This window comes from Streptomyces sp. NPDC096176 (assembly GCF_044763255.1).
Taxonomy (GTDB): Bacteria; Actinomycetota; Actinomycetes; order Streptomycetales; family Streptomycetaceae; genus Streptomyces.
In genome coordinates, this window is record NZ_JBIWFV010000012.1 from 220,779 (window position 1) to 238,294 (window position 17,516).

General features: G+C 72.2%; 15 protein-coding genes. 3 read left to right on the forward strand and 12 right to left on the reverse strand.

Annotated elements, in window-relative coordinates:
• The first annotated feature begins 59 nt into the window (after nt 1-59).
• A complete protein-coding gene (locus ACIQ7Q_RS28905) occupies nt 60-920 on the forward strand; it encodes a 3-hydroxybutyryl-CoA dehydrogenase (protein WP_403868264.1) in 861 nt (286 codons plus the stop codon).
• Nucleotides 921-1,011: 91 nt separating this feature from the next.
• Here ACIQ7Q_RS28905 and ACIQ7Q_RS28910 read toward each other — a convergent pair whose 3' ends face one another.
• The 9 genes from ACIQ7Q_RS28910 to infC all read right to left on the reverse strand — a co-directional run bounded on the left by ACIQ7Q_RS28910 (nt 1,012) and on the right by infC (nt 11,524).
• Nucleotides 1,012-1,542, reverse strand: a complete 531-nt coding sequence (locus ACIQ7Q_RS28910) for an NUDIX hydrolase (protein WP_403868267.1) — start codon at nt 1,540-1,542, stop codon at nt 1,012-1,014.
• Nucleotides 1,543-1,593: 51 nt separating this feature from the next.
• Nucleotides 1,594-2,931 (reverse strand): transcriptional regulator, encoded by a 1,338-nt coding sequence (locus ACIQ7Q_RS28915; protein ID WP_403868271.1) that lies wholly within the window; start codon nt 2,929-2,931, stop codon nt 1,594-1,596.
• A 610-nt stretch (nt 2,932-3,541) separates the two neighbouring features.
• Nucleotides 3,542-6,097 carry a phenylalanine--tRNA ligase subunit beta gene (gene pheT / locus ACIQ7Q_RS28920; protein WP_403868274.1) on the reverse strand — a complete coding sequence of 852 codons (2,556 nt, stop codon included), beginning with the start codon at nt 6,095-6,097 and terminating at the stop codon, nt 3,542-3,544.
• Complete coding sequence (gene pheS / locus ACIQ7Q_RS28925) at nt 6,097-7,239, reverse strand: phenylalanine--tRNA ligase subunit alpha (RefSeq protein WP_403868277.1); 1,143 nt, start codon at nt 7,237-7,239, stop codon at nt 6,097-6,099. The genes pheT and pheS overlap by 1 nt, the downstream gene beginning before the upstream one ends.
• A 158-nt stretch (nt 7,240-7,397) precedes the next feature.
• Nucleotides 7,398-8,525 (reverse strand): ATP-binding protein, encoded by a 1,128-nt coding sequence (locus tag ACIQ7Q_RS28930; RefSeq protein WP_403868280.1) that lies wholly within the window; start codon nt 8,523-8,525, stop codon nt 7,398-7,400.
• A 94-nt stretch (nt 8,526-8,619) separates the two neighbouring features.
• On the reverse strand, nt 8,620-9,471 hold the full coding sequence (locus ACIQ7Q_RS28935) for a TrmH family RNA methyltransferase (RefSeq protein ID WP_403868283.1): 852 nt from the start codon (nt 9,469-9,471) through the stop codon (nt 8,620-8,622).
• Between the two features lie 593 nt (nt 9,472-10,064).
• Nucleotides 10,065-10,448 carry a 50S ribosomal protein L20 gene (gene rplT / locus ACIQ7Q_RS28940; protein WP_018103794.1) on the reverse strand — a complete coding sequence of 128 codons (384 nt, stop codon included), beginning with the start codon at nt 10,446-10,448 and terminating at the stop codon, nt 10,065-10,067.
• A gap of 99 nt (nt 10,449-10,547) precedes the next feature.
• Entirely contained in the window at nt 10,548-10,742 is a 195-nt protein-coding gene (gene rpmI, locus ACIQ7Q_RS28945) for a 50S ribosomal protein L35 (protein WP_005319593.1), read from the reverse strand.
• A gap of 122 nt (nt 10,743-10,864) precedes the next feature.
• Entirely contained in the window at nt 10,865-11,524 is a 660-nt protein-coding gene (gene infC, locus ACIQ7Q_RS28950) for a translation initiation factor IF-3 (RefSeq protein ID WP_403868287.1), read from the reverse strand.
• A gap of 357 nt (nt 11,525-11,881) precedes the next feature.
• Here infC and ACIQ7Q_RS28955 point away from each other — a divergent pair, with 357 nt between their 5' ends.
• Nucleotides 11,882-12,268, forward strand: coding sequence for a DUF1844 domain-containing protein (locus tag ACIQ7Q_RS28955; RefSeq protein WP_403868290.1), 387 nt, complete (start codon nt 11,882-11,884; stop codon nt 12,266-12,268).
• A 10-nt stretch (nt 12,269-12,278) separates the two neighbouring features.
• On the opposite strand, the gene ACIQ7Q_RS28960 is transcribed toward ACIQ7Q_RS28955, so the two are convergent.
• From ACIQ7Q_RS28960 to ACIQ7Q_RS28970, 3 genes are read right to left on the reverse strand one after another with little or no spacing between them, the layout of a single operon-like run.
• Nucleotides 12,279-13,022 (reverse strand): SseB family protein, encoded by a 744-nt coding sequence (locus tag ACIQ7Q_RS28960; protein WP_403868293.1) that lies wholly within the window; start codon nt 13,020-13,022, stop codon nt 12,279-12,281.
• A 47-nt stretch (nt 13,023-13,069) separates the two neighbouring features.
• A complete protein-coding gene (gene mycP / locus ACIQ7Q_RS28965; protein ID WP_403868296.1) occupies nt 13,070-14,254 on the reverse strand; it encodes a type VII secretion-associated serine protease mycosin in 1,185 nt (394 codons plus the stop codon).
• Nucleotides 14,251-15,108: a hypothetical protein gene (locus tag ACIQ7Q_RS28970; protein WP_403868299.1), complete on the reverse strand. Its 858-nt coding sequence runs from the start codon at nt 15,106-15,108 to the stop codon at nt 14,251-14,253. Before ACIQ7Q_RS28970 ends, mycP begins: the two co-directional genes overlap by 4 nt.
• A gap of 971 nt (nt 15,109-16,079) precedes the next feature.
• Between ACIQ7Q_RS28970 and ACIQ7Q_RS28975 the strand changes: the two genes are divergently transcribed.
• Entirely contained in the window at nt 16,080-17,282 is a 1,203-nt protein-coding gene (locus ACIQ7Q_RS28975; protein WP_403868302.1) for an amino acid deaminase/aldolase, read from the forward strand.
• Nucleotides 17,283-17,516 lie beyond the last annotated feature (234 nt).

Below are 17,516 nucleotides of genomic sequence, written 5' to 3' on the forward strand. Positions count from 1 at the left end.
AACCATACGGGGGACCTGCCGGCCGAAGGATCAGCGAAAGGCACGAGGTGACGGACTCAATGGCCGACATTGCACGCGTCGGAGTGGTGGGTTGCGGCCAGATGGGCGCGGGCATCGCGGAGGTGTGCGCCCGCAGCGGACTCGAGGTGAGGGTGGCCGAGACCACGGGCGAGGCCCTGGAGATCGGTCGCACCCGGCTGTACAACTCCCTTTCCAAGGCCGCCGAACGCGGCAAGATCACGCAGGAGGAGCGCGACGCCACCCTGGAGCGGCTGAGCTTCACGACCGACCTCGGGGAGTTCGCCGACCGCGATCTCGTCATCGAGGCCGTCGTGGAGAACGAGCAGGTCAAGACCGAGATCTTCCAGGTACTGGACCAGGTGGTGACCCGCCAGGACGCGATCCTCGCCTCCAACACCTCCTCCATCCCGCTGGTCAAGCTGGCCGTCGCGACCTCGCGGCCGGACCAGGTCATCGGCATCCACTTCTTCAACCCGGCCCCGGTTCAGAAGCTCGTCGAGCTGATTCCCGCGCTGACCACCTCCGAGGAGACGATCAAGCGCTCCGAGGCCGTGGTGCAGCAGGTGCTGGACAAGCACCCGATCCGCGCCCAGGACCGCTCGGGCTTCGTGGTGAACGCCCTGCTCATTCCGTATCTGCTCTCCGCGATCCGGATGTTCGAGTCCGGGATCGCCTCGCGCGAGGACATCGACAACGGCATGGAGTTGGGCTGCGCCCACCCCATGGGCCCGCTGAAACTCTCCGACCTGATCGGCCTCGACACGGTGGCCTCGGTCGCCGACAGCATGTACGCCGAGTTCAAGGAGCCGCTGTACGCCGCTCCCCCGCTGCTGCAGCGGATGGTGGACGCGGGCCGGCTCGGCCGCAAGACGGGCTCCGGGTTCTACCCGTACTCCTGACACACCCGAGTGCCGCGCCGGGCCGCAGGGTTCGGCCGAGCCCTCCGGCGGTCGGCCGAGCCCTCCGGCGGTCGGCCGAGCCGACCGGCGGTCAGCCGAGTCGCAGGTGGTGCAGCATCAGCAGCCCGGCCGCCATGTTGGCGGCCGGGACCTCGCCGCGGGCGATCATGTCGGGCACCAGCTTCAGCGGTATCCATTCGCGGCGGGACGACTCGAAGTCGTCCTCGGGGTGGCCGATGTAGGTGGCGTCGTCGGCCCAGTAGAGATGGTGGCGGGCGTCGGTGAGGCCGTTGGACGGCTCCACGGTCAGCAGGTGCCGAAGGGGACCGGGCCGCCAGCCCGTCTCCTCCTCCATCTCCCTCGCCGCCGCGGCGGCGATGTCCTCGCCGTCCTCGACGACGCCCGCGGCCAGCTCCCACCCCCAGCTGTCGGTGATGAAGCGGTGCCGAAAGAGCATCAGCACCTCGTTGGCCTCGTTGACTACGGTCGCGACAGCGACTGGCCGCAGCCGGATGAGGAAGTGGTCCAGATGTCGGCCGTCGGGCAGCTCGACATCTGCGAGGTTGACCCTGAACCAGCGGTTCTCATAGACGGTTTGTTCGCTTAAGTTCGTCCACTGCACGTTTCTGCCACCTTCCGACGAGTAGATGGCAACATGGCAGCAGGAGCTCGGTCAGAGGGGAACGCGCAGTGCCCCGTCGATGAGTCCGGCCGCCTCTTCGGCTTCCGCGCAGCCGCTCGCCGCCAGGTGCCGGCGCACGGCTCGCAGCCGGTCCCGCAGACGCTGCGACTCCATCCCCTTGGCCCGCTCCACCATCTCCGCCGCCGTTCTCGCCGCACGGTCCGCCTCGCCCAGACGCAGCTCGATCTGGGTGAGCATGGCGAGCCGGTGCACCCGGCCGCGGTCGTGCGCCGGGGTGCCGACGGCGGCGGTTGCCTGCTCCCTGGCCGCCCCGAGGTCACCGAGGCTCAGCAGCGCCTCCGCGACCTGGACGTTGACCAGGCCGGGCTGGACGTAGCCGGTCTCGTCCGGTTCGCTCCCCGGACTGATCCGCTCCGCCTCCGACTCGGCGTGCCGGATGCAGGTGAAAGCGCTCGGGCCGTCGCCGAGATGTGCGTACGCCTTGGCCTGCATCGCGTACAGGTCGGCGGCGAGCGCCGGGGTGAGCTGCCGTCCCGCGGACCGCAGTGCCGTCTCCGCGAAGGCGACCGCCTGCCGGTGCTCCGACATGAACAGCGACTGGTTGACCAGCAGCGCGATCACATAGGCGCCCAGCCCCCGGTCGCCGCTCGCCTTGGCCAGCCGCAGCGCGTGGTGGAAGTAGCGCTGAGCGAGGCCGTGCGCGTCGGAGTCGTAGGCGCAGATGCCTGCCACCGACACAAGCCCTCCGGCGGCGCGGTGCAGTTGGCGGCCCAGTTCGTTGTTGTACGAGCCGCGCAGCAGTGGGGCCGTCTCCGCGTTGAGGAATCCGACGATGCGCGAACGGGTCGCGATGCCGCCCGCCCTGCGGTACATCAGCTCGTAGTGCGCGCGGGCGGCCCGCAGCATGTCTATGTCGGCCATGCTGACGCTCGTCCGGCCGCTGCGGGAGACGTCCGCGTCCTCCGGCGGGTTCTCCCACTCCCACACCGGCATCACGGCGGGCGTGCCCGTGACCGCGGGCGCCTCGATGGTGTGCGGCCGCTGCTGCTCGTCGAAGCGCCACAGGGCGGTGGCGCGATCGACGAACCCGGACAGCGACGAACTCTGCGGCGCGGCGCGCTCCGGCACGCCGAGGCCGATGTCGTCGAGTGTGATCACACGGTGCAGCCGGTCCGCCAGCACTTCGCAGATCAGGTCGGGGACCTGGCCGCGCGGCCGCTGGCCCTTCAACCACCGTCCCACGGCGGTGTGTTCGTAACGCAGCGACAGCCCTCTCGCCCGGCCCGCGTCGTTGACGCGTACGGCGAGGCCGGCGTGGGAGATGCCCGCCTCGTCGAGCAGGGCGTCGAGCTGGGTGTTGGGCTGCATGGGCCCCCTCCGATGACTCGGTCCGCTCAGCGTAGTAGAGGCCGATTCGCACGGGGTGTGAAACAAGTGCGCTTTTCCGCGCCTTGCATCCTCTCCCGCCGTGCACGGCGGGCCTGTTGACTGAACTGCCTCTCACAGAGGCGGCCGGGCCGCCGGCTCCCCCTCGTACAGTGCGGCGGCCCCACCGCGTCGTCCGTCCTGCTGATCTGCCCGACACTCCGCGGCAGGACGGGCGGCGCCGGCCGACGGCGGTCCCACCCCTGCCGGATGCCGCATGGCCGCAGACGTGAATCGGGACGAGCGATGGGAGGTTCGGGTCGGGTACGGCGCAGACCGGCTTCGCCGGACTGCGCCGGTACCCGCGAGCGGTCGTCGTGCGGCACGAGCGGCGCCACGCCGTCGACGATCCGGCCTACAGCGCGGCAACTCCGCGGGCGCGGCGGGCGAGTACAGCGCCGGCTCCACGAGCACCGCCGGCCGAAGAAGCTCCCCCGACGCGTCACCGACGTCCGTCGCCCCCCGATGCGCAGGAACAGAAGCTGGTCCGCGGCCGGACATGCGTGTGGGGCGCACCCCGGCCAAGGCCGGGACGCGCCCCACACAGCGGACGTCAGGCGCCCCGCAGCACCGCGCCGTGCCGCTCGGCCGCGAGCGCCACCGCCGCGTCGCGCGCGGCCGTCGCCTCCTCGACCGTCAGCGTGCGGTCCGCCGCGCGGAAGCGCAGCGCGTACGCCAGGGACTTGCTGCCCTCGCCGATCTGCTCACCGGTGAAGACGTCGAACAACCGGAGGGATTCGAGCAGTTCGCCCGCGCCCTCGCGCAGGGCGGCCTCCACGTCGGAAGCGGCCACGTCGTCCGCGACGACGAGCGCGACATCCTGCGTCGCCACCGGGAACGTGGAGATCCGCGGCGCCTGGACGGCGCCTTCGGCCGCCCGCTCCAGGACGTCGAGTTCGATCTCCATCGCGCAGGTGCGGTCCGGCAGGTGCAGCGCCTTGACGACCCGCGGGTGCAGCTCGCCGGCGTGGCCGACGAGCGTCTCCTCGCCGTCCACCGTCGCGTAGAACGCGGCGCAGCGGCCGGGGTGCCAGGGCGCGTGCTGGTCGGCGCGGACGGTCAGTTCGACGCCGGCCTCGTGGCCGAGCAGCCGGCCTGCCTCGACCGCGTCGGCCCAGACGGCCGGGCGGCCCTTGCCCCACCAGCCGCCCTGTTCGCGGGCGCCCGCGAGGACGACGGCGGCGCGGTGCGGCTGACGCGGCAATGCGGCGTCGAGTCCGGCGATCTCCTCGTCGGTGGGACGGCGATCGACGGGCAGGCGCACGGCGCGCCCTTCCTCGCCGGTGGGCCGGAAGACGAGACCGGTCTCGAAGAGCGCCAGGTCGTGGCTGCCGCGCCCGTCGTTGCGCCGCAGGGCCCCGAGGAGGCCGGGCAGCAGCGTGGTGCGCAGCGCGGGCTCCTCGTCGGAGAGCGGGTTGACGAGCTTGACCAGACGGCGGCGGGCGTCGTCCGCCTCCAGCCCGAGCTGGTCGAGGACCTGCTCGCCGATGAAGGGGTAGTTCGGCGCCTCGACGTAGCCCGCGCCGGCCAGCGCGCGGCCGACGCGGCGGTGCAGCCGCTGGCGTGCGGTGAGGCCGCGGCCGGACGGCGGCGTGGGAAGCGTCGAGGGGAGGTTCTCGTAGCCCTCGAGCCGGATGACCTCTTCCGCGAGGTCGTTGGGCTCCGCGAGGTCGGGCCGCCACGACGGGACGGTGACGACGAGCTCGTCCTGGCCCACGACGTCGCAGCCGACCTCCTGAAGGCGGCGGACGACGTTCTCGCGGCCGTAGGCGACACCCGCGACACGGTCGGGGTGGTCCGCAGGCATGGTGATCGTCCGCGGGGCGCGGGGCGCGACGACCTCGGTGACCCCGCCCTCCGCGGTACCGCCGGCGAGCAGCACCAGCAGGTCGACGGTGCGCTGCGCGGCGGCAGCGGCGGCCTGCGGGTCGACGCCGCGCTCGAAGCGCTTGGACGCCTCGGAGGCCAGCTTGTGCCGGCGTGCGCTGCGGGCGATCGAGATCGGGTCGAAGTGCGCCGCCTCGATGACGACCTCGGTGGTGCCCACGATCCGGCCGGTTTCCGGGTCGGGCGTGGCATCGGCGATCTCGGTGTTCGCGCCGCCCATGACGCCCGCGATGCCGATGGGCCCGCGGTTGTCGGTGATGACCAGGTCCTCGGCGTCGAGGACGCGCTTGGTGCCGTCGAGGGTGGTGAGCTTCTCCCCCGGCTCCGCGCGCCGCACTCCGATCGGCCCGTCGAGGCGGGAGCGGTCGTAGGCGTGCAGCGGCTGGCCGAGCTCGAGCATCACGTAGTTGGTGATGTCGACGGCGAGCGAGATCGGGCGCATCCCGGCCTTCTGCAGGCGGCGCCGCAGCCAGATCGGGGAATGGGCCTCGGGCTCGAGACCGACGACGGTGCGCGCGGTGAAGCGGTCGCAGCCGATCGGGTCGGAGACCTTGACGGGGTAGCCGTACGAGTTGGCGCCGGGGACGTCGAGCAGCGCCGGGTCCCGCAGCGGCAGGCCGTAGGCGGTGGCGGTCTCGCGGGCCACACCGCGCATCGACAGGGCGTAGCCGCGGTCGGGCGTGACGGCGATGTCGAGCACCTCGTCGACGAGCTCGAGCAGCTCGATGGCGTCGGTGCCGACCTCGTGCTCGGGCGGCAGCACGATGATGCCGCCTCCCCCGGACTCCGTCCGGGGGGACCCCCAGCCGTCGTCGCCCATGCCGAGCTCGTCGCCGGAGCAGATCATGCCGTGGGACGTCCTCCCGTACGTCTTGCGGGCGGCGATCGCGAAGTCGCCGGGCAGCACGGCGCCGGGGAGGACCACGACGACCTTGTCGCCGACGGAGAAGTTGCGGGCGCCGCAGACGATCTCCTGCGGCTCGCCGGTTCCGTTGGCCCGGCCCACGTCGACGGTGCAGAAGCGGATGGGCTTCTTGAACTCCGTCAGCTCCTCGATGGTGAGGACCTGCCCGACGACGAGGGGGCCCTTGAGCCCGGCGCCGAGCTGCTCGACGGTCTCCACCTCGAGCCCGGCGGCGATGAGCTTGGCCTGGACGTCACGGCCGGTCTCGGTCGCCGGCAGGTCGACGTACTCCCGCAGCCAAGAAAGCGGGACCCGCATCAGATCTCCATCCCGAACGGCCGGGTGAACCGGACGTCACCCTCGACCATGTCTCGCATGTCTTCGACGTTGTGGCGGAACATCAGCATCCGCTCGATGCCGAACCCGAAGGCGAATCCGCTGTACTTACTGGGGTCGACGCCGCAGGCGGTGAGCACCTTCGGGTTGACCATGCCGCAGCCGCCGAGCTCGATCCAGCCCTCGCTGGAGCAGGTCCGGCAGGGCCGGTCCGGGTTGCCCACGGACTCGCCGCGACAGACGTAGCAGAGCATGTCCATCTCGGCGGACGGCTCGGTGAACGGGAAGAAGTTCGGCCGGAGCCTGGTCTTCATGTCCGGACCGAAGAGCGCCTGGACCATGTGGTCGAGGGTGCCCTTGAGGTCGGCCATGGTCAGACCCTCGTCGACCGCGAGCAGCTCGATCTGGTGGAAGACAGGGGTGTGCGTGGCGTCCAGCTCGTCCGTGCGGAACACGCGGCCGGGGCACACCACGTAGACGGGCGGCTCACGGCGGAGCAGGGATCGGGCCTGCACCGGGGAGGTGTGGGTCCGCAGCACGACGCCGGACTCCTCGCCGGAACCCTCGGCCCCGGAGGCGCCGTCGGACGCCTGGACGAAGAAGGTGTCCTGCATCTGCCGGGCCGGATGGTCGGGCGTGAAGTTGAGGGCGTCGAAGTTGAACCACTCCGCCTCGACCTCGGGGCCTTCCGCGATCTCGTACCCCATCGACACGAAGACGTCGGCGACCCGCTCCATCATCGTGGTCAGCGGGTGGCGGGCACCGGCAGGCACGCGGTCGTAGGGCAGCGTGACGTCGACCGACTCCTCCACGAGCACCCGCGCGTCACGCTCGGCCTCGAGTTCGGCCTGGCGGGCGGCGAGCGCCTTGCCGACGGCGGCGCGGGCCTGACCCACGCGCTTTCCGGCCTCGGCCTTGGCCTGCGGCGGCAGTGCGCCGATCTCGCGGTTGGCGAGGGAGAGCGGCGAGGTGCCGGAGGTGTGCGCGGACTTCGCGTGGGCGAGCGCCTCGAGGGAGTCTGCGGCGGCGAAGGCGGCGAGCGCCTCGTCCCGCATGCGCTCGATCTCATCCGGTTTCAGTGTCTCGACCTCAACAGGGTCGTACGACTTATTGGGTGCGGACATCTCTTCCCGTACTTCCGATGGGCTGGCTGGGGACCCCGCACGTCGACCAAGGACGACCGAGGACGCAAAGGTGCCAAAGGTCGAGTCTAACGGGGTGTGGAGCGGCGAATGAGCCCGCGGGCTGCTCGGGCGGTCTCTGCGCGATCCTGGCCGGACCGCTACTGGAGATACGCCGGGGCGCCGACGGGCAGGATGAATCGGAACTCGGCACCGCCGCCGGGTCCCCTGCCGACGGCGATCGTCCCGCCGTGCGCCTCGACGATGCCTTTGACGATGTAGAGGCCGAGGCCGGTGCCGCCCCGCTTGCTCCCCCGCCAGAAGCGGGTGAAGACCCGTCCCATCGACTCCTCCGGAATGCCGGGGCCCTCGTCGCTGACGGTGACGGCGGTGCCGGCACCGCTCCGCTCACGCGGCGGGGACGAGGGCGCTATCTCGATGGTGACAGTTCCCTCTCCGTGCCGCACCGCGTTTTCCAGCAGGTTGCCCAGCACCTGGTCGACCTTGTCCGGGTCGGCCCACAGGTCGGGCAGCGGCCCGCTGACGTGGACACGGAAGCGATCGGGGGCCTGCCCCGCCGCCACGTGAGCCTCGACGTGACGGCGCACGGCGGCTCCGAGGTCGACGGGCTGGCGCCGCACCTCGAGCCGTCCCGAGTCGATGCGGGAGATGTCCAGGAGCTCGGCGATGAGGCGCGTGACCCGGTTGGCATCGGCGTCGACGGTCTCCAGCATCAGCCGCTTCTGGTCGTCGGTGAACCGCTCCCATTTGGCGAGCAGCGTCGCCGTGAAACCCTTGACGGAGGTCAGGGGGGAGCGCAGCTCGTGAGCGACGGTCGCGATCAGTTCCGCGTGGCTGCGTTCGGTACGACGCCGTGCCTCGGTGCCCCGCAGGCTGACGACGAGCCGGCGCAGCGGCCCGGTGGGGACGTCTCGGACGTAGCGGGCGGAGACGAGGACCTCGCGGCCGCCGGGCAGCAGCAGGTTGCGCTCGGGCTGGCCGACTCGGGTGGCGAGCCCGCCGTAGGGGTCGGTGAGGGTCCACCAGCGTCGGCCCTTGATGTCCTCGAGCGGCAGCACACGCTCCAGGGGCCGTCCGATCGCGTCGGCCCTGGGGACGGCCGTGATGCGTACGGCGGCTTGGTTGAAGCAGACGACGCAGCCGCTCTCGTCGGCGACGACAAGGCCGTCGGGCAGGTCGTCGGGGTCGATCCCGGGTTCCTCGGGACTGCCGGAGCGGCCCAGGAAGTTCTCCTGTGCCTGTGTCGGCCTGCTGGTCCCGACCGTCATTCCCGTACCCCACCTTCCGCCGGCGCAGTGGGCCCCCGAGTGCGTCACCCTACTAGCTCAAAGTGACGTCGCCGACCCCCTGAGCGAGTGGTCCTCAGCCTGCGGGGGTGCCCTTGGCCCCGGAGCGCTGGGCGCGCGCGGAGGCGTAGAGACATACGGCCGCGGCGGTCGCGAGGTTCAGGCTTTCGGCCTTTCCGTGAATCGGGACACGCACGACGGCGTCGGCGAGCGCCCGGGTCTCCTCCGGCAGGCCCCATGCCTCGTTGCCGAAGATCCATGCGGTGGGGCCGCCCATGGTTCCGGCGTCGAGCTCGTCGTCGAGGTCGTCCTCGCCCGCCCCGTCGGCGGCGAGCACGCGCACGCCCGCGTCACGCAGTCCCTGGACGGCCTGCTCGACGGGCACGCCGACGGCGACCGGCAGGTGGAAGTGCGAACCGACGGATGCGCGGACGGACTTGGGGTTGTACAGGTCGACGGACGCGTCGGTGAGGATCACGGCGTCCGCTCCAGCGGCGTCGGCACAGCGCAGCACGGTGCCGGCGTTTCCGGGGTCGCGTACGTGGGCGAGCACGGCGACAAGCTTGGGCCGGGCGGCCAGGATCTCCTCGAACGGCGAGTCGAGGAACCGGCAGACACCGACGAGCCCCTGCGGGGTGACGGTCTGGGAGACCTCCGCGAGCACGGCGTCGGCGGCATGGTGGACGCGGGCCCCGGCGGCGCGGGCGGCGTCGACGATGTCGGCGTAGCGCTCGGCGGCCTCGACGGTGGTGAACAGCTCGACCAGGGTCGGCTCCCCACCGGGCCCCCGGTGCGCGACTGCCTCCCGCACGGCCTGCGGCCCCTCGGCGATGAAGAGGCGGTCCTTCCCCCGGAAGTTCCGCTTGGCGAGCCGCCGTGCGGCGGCGACACGCGGTGAACGGGGCGAGATCAGCTCGGGGGTCGGCATGCTGTTCGGCGTCTCTCTCACTGGGGTTCCGGAGGGCGGTCGGGCTGCGGCCCGGACTGTCGAATGGTGTCGGTGGGCGCCTGTGGCCCGCGCCGGCTGCGGCGGCCTCTTGGCGAGCAGCCCGCAGGGCCGGGCCCGCTACAGGTCGGCCGTGGAGCCTGCTTGCCGAGAGCCGCGGGGGGCGTTGACGGCAGTCGGCGGCCGGGCGGGCTGGGGCCGGTCGTTCGGGTGCCCGGGTGGGTGCGGGGTGGCGTCGGGAGGAGCCGGCCGGGCGGGCGCTCGGCACGTCGGTCGGCTGCCCGGGCGGGTGCGGGGTGGCGTCGCTGGGGACCGGCGCTCCGCCGGCCGCTGTCGGCCGGCCGGTCGCATCGGGTGGCCGGCGGGGCGGGGCGGCAGAAGGCGCTGCCCGCCCCGGTTACACCAAGCCCGACCGGCTGCCCGGCGAGACCGTGACGGCTGCCGGTGGTCGTCCCCTCGCGAGCCGGCCCACCGGGCGCAATCGGGACGGCCCGGCGGGGAACCCGCCGGGATCCGCGAAACGCACCGGACCCGCAGGCCCAGGGCCTGCGGGTCCGGTCGGCTCGACGCAGGCGTCAGGCAGCCTTGGGCGCGTTGACGTCGCTCGGGAGCGCCTTCTGCGCGACCTCGACGAGCGCGGCGAACGCGTTGGCGTCGTTCACGGCGAGCTCGGCCAGGATCTTGCGGTCCACCTCGATGTTGGCGGCCTTCAGACCCTGGATGAGGCGGTTGTACGTCATGCCGTTCTGGCGGGCAGCGGCGTTGATGCGCTGGATCCACAGCTGACGGAAGTCGCCCTTGCGCTTCTTGCGGTCGTTGTAGTTGTAGACCAGGGAGTGGGTGACCTGCTCCTTGGCCTTGCGGTACAGGCGCGAACGCTGACCGCGGTAACCGCTGGCCTGCTCGAGGATCGCCCGGCGCTTCTTGTGGGCGTTGACTGCCCGCTTGACGCGTGCCACTTGTTAACTCCTTGTAGCGGGGCCGTGGTTGGACTCACACGGCCCGGAAACGAATTGGTCCCGGTCTCGGCGTGTGTCCCCCGTCAGGGGACACGCACGTCACTTGCCGAGAAGCTTCTTGATGGTCTTCGAGTCGCCCGGGGCCATCTCGGCGTTGCCGGTCAGGCGGCGCGTCAGCTTGGACGGCTTGTGCTCGAGCAGGTGGCGCTTGCCGGCGCGCTCACGGAGCACCTTGCCGGAGCCGGTGATCTTGAAGCGCTTCTTGGCACCGCTGTGCGTCTTGTTCTTCGGCATCGCGCCGTTATCTCCTCGTCAGTGGCGCTCCCCCGGTGCGGACACCGGACAGCAGGAGCGTCAGATCTTGGTTATGGGTTCCGGGCAGGACCCGGGGCTGCCTGGCCGGCAGCCCCCTTGGGTCACGCCTCGGAGGATGTGTCGGCCGGAGTGTCGGAGCCCTGGTCCTGATCCTGGTCCTGCGAGCCCTGACGTTCCGCCTTGCGTGCGGCCTGGGCCTCACGCGCCTCGGCCATCGCCTCGGTCTTCTTCTTGTGCGGGCCAAGAACCATGATCATGTTCCGGCCGTCCTGCTTCGGGTTCGACTCGATGAAGCCGAGGTCCTCTACGTCTGCGGCGAGACGCTGCAGCAGACGGAAGCCAAGCTCGGGGCGGGACTGCTCACGACCACGGAACATGATCGTGATCTTGACCTTGTCACCCTGCTTGAGGAACCGGACGACGTGACCCTTCTTGGTGTCGTAGTCGTGCGGGTCGATCTTCGGCCGGAGCTTCATCTCCTTGATGACCGTGTGCGCCTGGTTCTTGCGCGCCTCACGGGCCTTCATGGCCGACTCGTACTTGAACTTCCCGTAGTCCATGAGCTTGCACACGGGCGGACGGGCGTTCGCCGCCACCTCGACGAGGTCGAGGTCGTACTCCTGAGCAAGCTCAAGGGCCTTGGCAAGCGGAACAATCCCGACCTGCTCGCCGCTGGGACCGACAAGTCGCACTTCGGGAACGCGAATCCGGTCGTTGATGCGGGGCTCGGCGCTGATGGATCCTCCTAAGTAGCACCACACGGATGTCTGGCAGACAGCCGCGCATTACGTCTGTTTTCTAGGACCAACCGCACGGAGACGTCAAAAAAGCCCCGGACGGGACACAGGCGGCAGCTCCTCGAATACCGGGAGCACCGCCGCGGTCAACCGCGGGGCGCACATCGGGCGACTTCCATCGTCCGTACGGAACGATGGGCGCCGCCTGACCGGTGACCCGCCGCCCGTAAAGGCGGCCAGGTGGGAGATCGGAGCCTCCACTTGTGGGCTGAGCACGTAGGTGTACAGCCGGTCGTCACACAAGGTTAGCAGCTCCCGGGGGCCGGGGCTAACCGGCGGCCGGGGCGGGGGCGGGAGCGGCGGGGCCATATCGTGTGCGTCATGAGTGACGCGACCACCCCCAGCTCCCCCGGCGACTCCCACGACAGCGGATCGCCCGACTTCGACGCCATGACCCGCGACATCGCGGAGGTCCCCGCCGTCGAGGTGATCGTCACGGTCGCGGTGAACCTGATGAGCGCTGCCGCCGTCAAGCTCGGCCTCACCGAGGACGCCGAGGACCACAAGGACCTGGACGAGGCCCGCAAGCTGGTCCACGCCCTGGCCGGGCTGCTGGACGCGAGCACGACCGAGATCAGCTCGTTCCACGCGGCGCCCCTGCGCGATGGTCTGAAGTCGCTGCAGCTGGCGTTCCGTGAGGCGTCGCTGGTGCCGGACGAGCCGGGCCAGGGCCCCGGCGAGAAGTACACCGGCCCGGTCTACGGCTGATCCCGCACCGTCAGTCGGCTGCCTTGACGTGAAGGGGCTCGCCGGGAGGCGTGGTCCCGGCCGGCAGGAATGCCAGGTCGAGACCCCGCACCAGGCGGGCCCTCAGTACGTCGTCGGCCGCCAGGGCCTGCGCGACGCGGCGGCCGGCCTCCGAGGGGGCCTCGCCCACGGCGAGCACCAGCGCGAGCGTGCCGTCCGAGTCCCGGCCGGCTCCGAGGTGGGCACGCAGCACCGCGGGCTCCGCGGCGACCACGGCACGTACCGCTTCGGTGACCGCGGGGTCGGCGAGCGGGTCGGTGCTGGTGCGGCCCTCGGCGAGAGCGAGCAGCGCAGGGCCGGTCAGCTGGTAGGGAACGGGCCCGGCCAGGTCGAGCACGAGTGTGTCGGCCTTCTCGTGGGCGGCGGCCTGCAGGGCCTGGTGCAGCGGCACGGCGACGGGTCGGGCTTCCGGGTTCCAGCGGGCGAGCGAGGCGATCGAGGTGAACGCGGGCAGGGCGCGGCGCGCCCCTGCCGTCAACGTCGGCACGGCCATGTCGCTGGTCTTCTCGCGCCGCAGACCGGTCTCCTCGTCCTCCTCGACCTCACCGAGCACGGCGACGACGGGGACCAGGAGCCGGGCGGCCTGGAGCGCCTCGAGCACCGACTGCTCGGCGGTGCTGTCCTCGGACCAGGCGGCAAGTGCCGCCTCGAGGGCCGGGTCGGCGGTGCCGTCGTCGTCGGAGAAGCCGGAGTCGGGAATGTTCTTGAGCGCCACGCGACGAGCCTAACCGGCGGGCAGGTGCGGCCTGCCTTCGGGCAGGGTCACCTTCGGGCAGGGTCACTGTGGCGCGGGCGGCCGCCGCGCCAGAGGCCCACGGCCACGGCGAGCAGCAGCGCTCCGACGCCGCCCGTGGTCGCGGCGAGCCAGCCGCTCGGGCCGCCGGCCTCGTCGGCGGGCTTCGGGCCGGGGCCGAAGTACTCCTTGCCGTAGCCCACCGTGGCCGCCTTCAGGTCGCCGGGGGTCAGTTCGGATCCCGCGGTGATCGCGGCAGCCGGGTCGACGAGGCCGTAGCCCTTGGAGTCGTCACGGCCGCCCTTGGGCGCTTCGCGGGCGGTGTCCATCAGGAGCTTCTTGATCTGGGCGGGAGTCAGGCCCGGGTGGGCGGACCGCACCAGGGCGACCGCACCGGACACGAAGGCGGCCGCTGCGCTGGTGCCCCAGCCGTCGTAGTAGCGGCGGTCGGGGTCGGCGATGACGATGTTGACGCCGGGCGCACTGACCGTGGCGTACCAGCGGCGGGTGGAGAACGAGGCGTGGGTGCCCCAGCGGTCGACCGCCGTCACCGCGATGACGCCGGGATACGCGGCCGGGTAGGAGACGCGGTCGCCCTTCTCGCCGCCGTTGCCCGCGGAGGCGACGACCACGGAGCCCTTGGAGAGTGCGTATTGGACGGCCGCGTCCTCGCCCGCCTCGGGGTGGGCCGACTCGCTGTCGTCGCCGAGCGAGAGGTTGATGACGTCGGCCCCCTGGTCGGCGGCCCAGCGGATGCCCTGGGCGAGGGCGGTGCCACGGCTCTTGCGCGCCTTGTCACGGGCCTTGTCGCTGCCCTCGAGGATGACCCGCACGGGGAGGATCTTCGCCTCGGGCGCAATGCCGATGACTCCTGAGTCGCCGCCGGGGCCGTGCCCGTGCGCCGCGACGATGCCGGCCATCGCCGTGCCGTGCCGTGCCCAGGCCCGGTCGCCGCGTTCCGCTCCGAAGCCGATGAAGTCCTTGCCCGGCAGGACGGAGCCTTCGAGATCGGGGTGCTGGTCGTCGACACCCGTGTCGAGCACGGCGACGGTGATGCCCTCGCCCTTGGTGGTCTGCCAGGCCTGCTCCGTGTGCATCGCGTCCAGACCCCACTGCTGGGCCCGTATCGCATCGCCGTGGGCGGGCGTGGCGGGCAGCAGCGCGAAAGCCGCGGCGGCGAGCACGGCGACCAGACGGCGACCGTGGCGTCTCATCGGGACTCCTCCGTGCCCTGGGGGCCGACGGCACTGCGCAGGCCTTGCTCGATGCGTTCAGCGATACCGATGGCCTCGTGGCCGAGCCCGGCCTGGGCCGGGGCGCTCGTAGCGCCCTTGGCTTTTGCCTCGTCGGCGGGTTGCGGGTCGGCGACGGTGCGGCCGTCGGCGAAGCCGGAGACGGCGTAGACGACGACAGGGGCCTCGGTCACGACCTTGATCGTCCAGCTGGCGCGCTGGTCGCCGCCGAATCCGGCGGCGACGGTGCCCTTGGCCGGGAGTGCGCGCGGCATCAGGTCCGTGCGCTCGCCGAGCGACTCGGTCGTGAACCGGTTGTGCAGCGCGAGCATCCCCTTCCGGTCCGCCTCCGTGAAGACGAGGCCGACGGTGGTGACGCTGCTGGCGGTCGCGTCGGTGTACGTGGCGCGGAGCACGCGAGTGCAGCCGACCGGCTCCAGCGCCTTGGCGAGCAGCGGGTCGAGCGCGGCGGCGCAGCCGCTGTCGGGAGCGACCGCGATGCGTGTCCAGACCCGGTCGGCACCGCCGGGTCCGGCGCCGTCCCCCTTGAGGGTGCGGGGGAACAGGGTGTCCACCGGGACGCTGTGCCATACCGAGCGCACCTCGGCGTACGTGGCGCCGTCGGCTGTGTCGGCGCTGGAGTCGCCGGTCAGCCATGTCCCGGTGACCGCACCGCCGATGAGCCCGAGCCCGAGCACGACGGCGGCGATGGCACCGACGGTGCGTGCGGGGTGCCGGGCGGGTACGGGGCGCAGCCGGGTGGTCAGCTCGGCCGGGCTCTCCGGCGGAATCCACATCTGCGCGGGCGGCCGCGGCGCACCGGGGCGCGGGGTCATGTCGACGCTTCCGACGGGTCGCGGCGACCGGGTGGGGCGCGGCGGCTGCGGGGAGCGGGGATCCTGCGGGGTGCGCGGCTGCTGCGGCGCTGCGCCGATCGGTCGCAGCCGGGTGGTTGTCTCGTCCGGGATGGCACCGCCGGGGGGCGCCGGTGTCGCGGTCCCCGCGTCAGGTGTCCGAGTCGCACCGTGCCCGTCGCTCGCGGCGGCGGAGCCCGGGGTACCGCCAGGGCCGTGGCCGTCACGCGGCTGCGGTGGCGAGGTGGGGCGCTCGGGCGGGAGACCGCCCGAGGCGGCAGCGCCGGGCACGGGACCGGCCGACCGGGCCGCCGCGGGACGGCCCGAGACGGGCACACCGCCGGAGGAGCCCCCAGCGCCGGCCCCACCGGACGCGGGCGTACCGGCCGCGGTCCCACCGGACGGGGGCCCACCGGCCAATGCGTCCGCGGCCCGCGGGCGGGGAGGCGACATGGGCGGCGTCGGTGTGCGCATGCCGGATGCGCCGGCCGTCGGCGCGACAGTGATCGGCGGAGCCGTGGGAGCCGGCATCGCGGGACCGACGGGCCTGGCAGCGACAGGAGGCCCACCGGCGGTCAACTGCGCCGCGCCGGCGCCGTCGGGCGTCTGCGCGCCCGCGGGGCTCTCCGTCCCGGGGGGCGGAGGAGGCGAGATGGGCTGCGCGGGCGGGAGGGCGCCCGCGGGGGGCGCGGCAGGCGGCGGAGGGAGGATCGCGTCGGTGATGCGGGAGCGGGGCGGCCCGGAAGGGCGCTGCGCCTCCGTGCTCATTCCATCCCCCGTTGCTCGACACGTACCGACGACGGATCACCCTTCGGGGCAGGCGCGTTCGTCACCTCGTTCCCGTCACTCTAACCGGCTGTGTCGGCCCGGTCGTCCATGCGGCCTGCGGTCCGTGGGGATCTGCGCAGAAACATCCCCTACCCCGCGATATGCATGTCTGGCAAGCTCGGGCCATGACTCCCCGTGCCGCTGACCGGGCCCGCTACGACAGGGCCACCGCCCACCTCGACGCGCCGCTCGCGATCGTCGATCTCGAGGCCTTCGACGCCAACGCAGAGGACCTGGTGCGCCGGGCCGGTGGCAAGCCGGTCAGGGTGGCCAGCAAGTCGGTGCGCTGCCGGGCGCTGTTGGAACGGGTCCTGGCCATGGACGGATTCGCGGGGATCATGTCGTTCACCCTGGACGAGTCCATCTGGCTGGCCCGGGCCGGGTTCGACGACGTGCTGCTCGCCTATCCTTCCGCGGACCGCGCCGGGTTGGGGGAGCTCGCGGACGATCCGAAGCTCGCCGCCGCCGTGACGGTCATGGTCGACGACCTGGCACAGCTCGAGCTCATCGACCGGGCCCGCGCCGGTGGCCGCGAGGAGATCCGCATCTGTCTCGAAATGGACACCGCACTCCATCTGTTGGGCGGCCGGGTACGGGTGGGCGCCCGGCGCTCTCCGCTGCGTGAGCCTGCCCAGCTCGCCGAGCTGGCGAGGTCGATCGCACGCAGGCCGGGTTTCCGTCTGGTGGGGCTGATGGCGTACGAGGGCCATGTCGCCGGTGTGGGCGATTCCGTGGCCGGTTCGCCGGTGCGTTCGCGTGCGGTGCGGCTGATGCAGCGCGCCGCACGCAAGGAACTCGCCGCACGCCGGGCGGCGGTCGTGCGTGCGGTGCGCGCCGTGGAGCCGGAGCTGGAGTTCGTCAACGGCGGCGGCACCGGCAGTGTGCAGCACACGGCCGCGGAGGACGCGGTCACGGAGATCGCGGCGGGCTCGGGTCTGTACGTGCCGCGGCTGTTCGACAACTACACGTCGTTCGCGGGCCGCCCGGCCGCGCTGTTCGCCCAGCCGGTGGTGCGCCGCCCGGGCGTGGGCACGGTGACGGTGCTCGGCGGCGGCTATCCGGCCTCCGGCGCCCCGGGCCGGGATCGGCTGCCGGTCCCGTATCTCCCGGAGGGGCTGCGCTACGACCCGCAGGAGGGGGCGGGCGAGGTGCAGACTCCCCTGCTCGGAGCGCCCGCCGACGATCTGCTGATCGGCGACAAGGTGTGGTTCCGGCACGCCAAGGCAGGGGAATTGTGCGAGCGTTTCGACACTCTGCACCTCGTCGAGGGGGACCGGGTGACGAGGACGGCTCCGACGTACCGGGGCGAGGGCCGCACCTTCCTCTGAGTGCCGAGTGAGTGCCGCGCGGCTCGGCGAGGCGTCAGAGGGCGGCCGGGAGCGCGCCGTTGAGCAGCGGTATCGGGCCCGGCGCGGGGGCGACCGCCCCAAGGTGATCGAGGACGAGATACTCGCACTCGCGCGCTCCCTGAGAGGTCGTTTTCGTCCGATGTTTCATCCCGGAATGGGCTGTTTAGCGGTCTTCTTCGGGTCGCGCCAGGAGATGGTGGTCTCGCCGGTGAG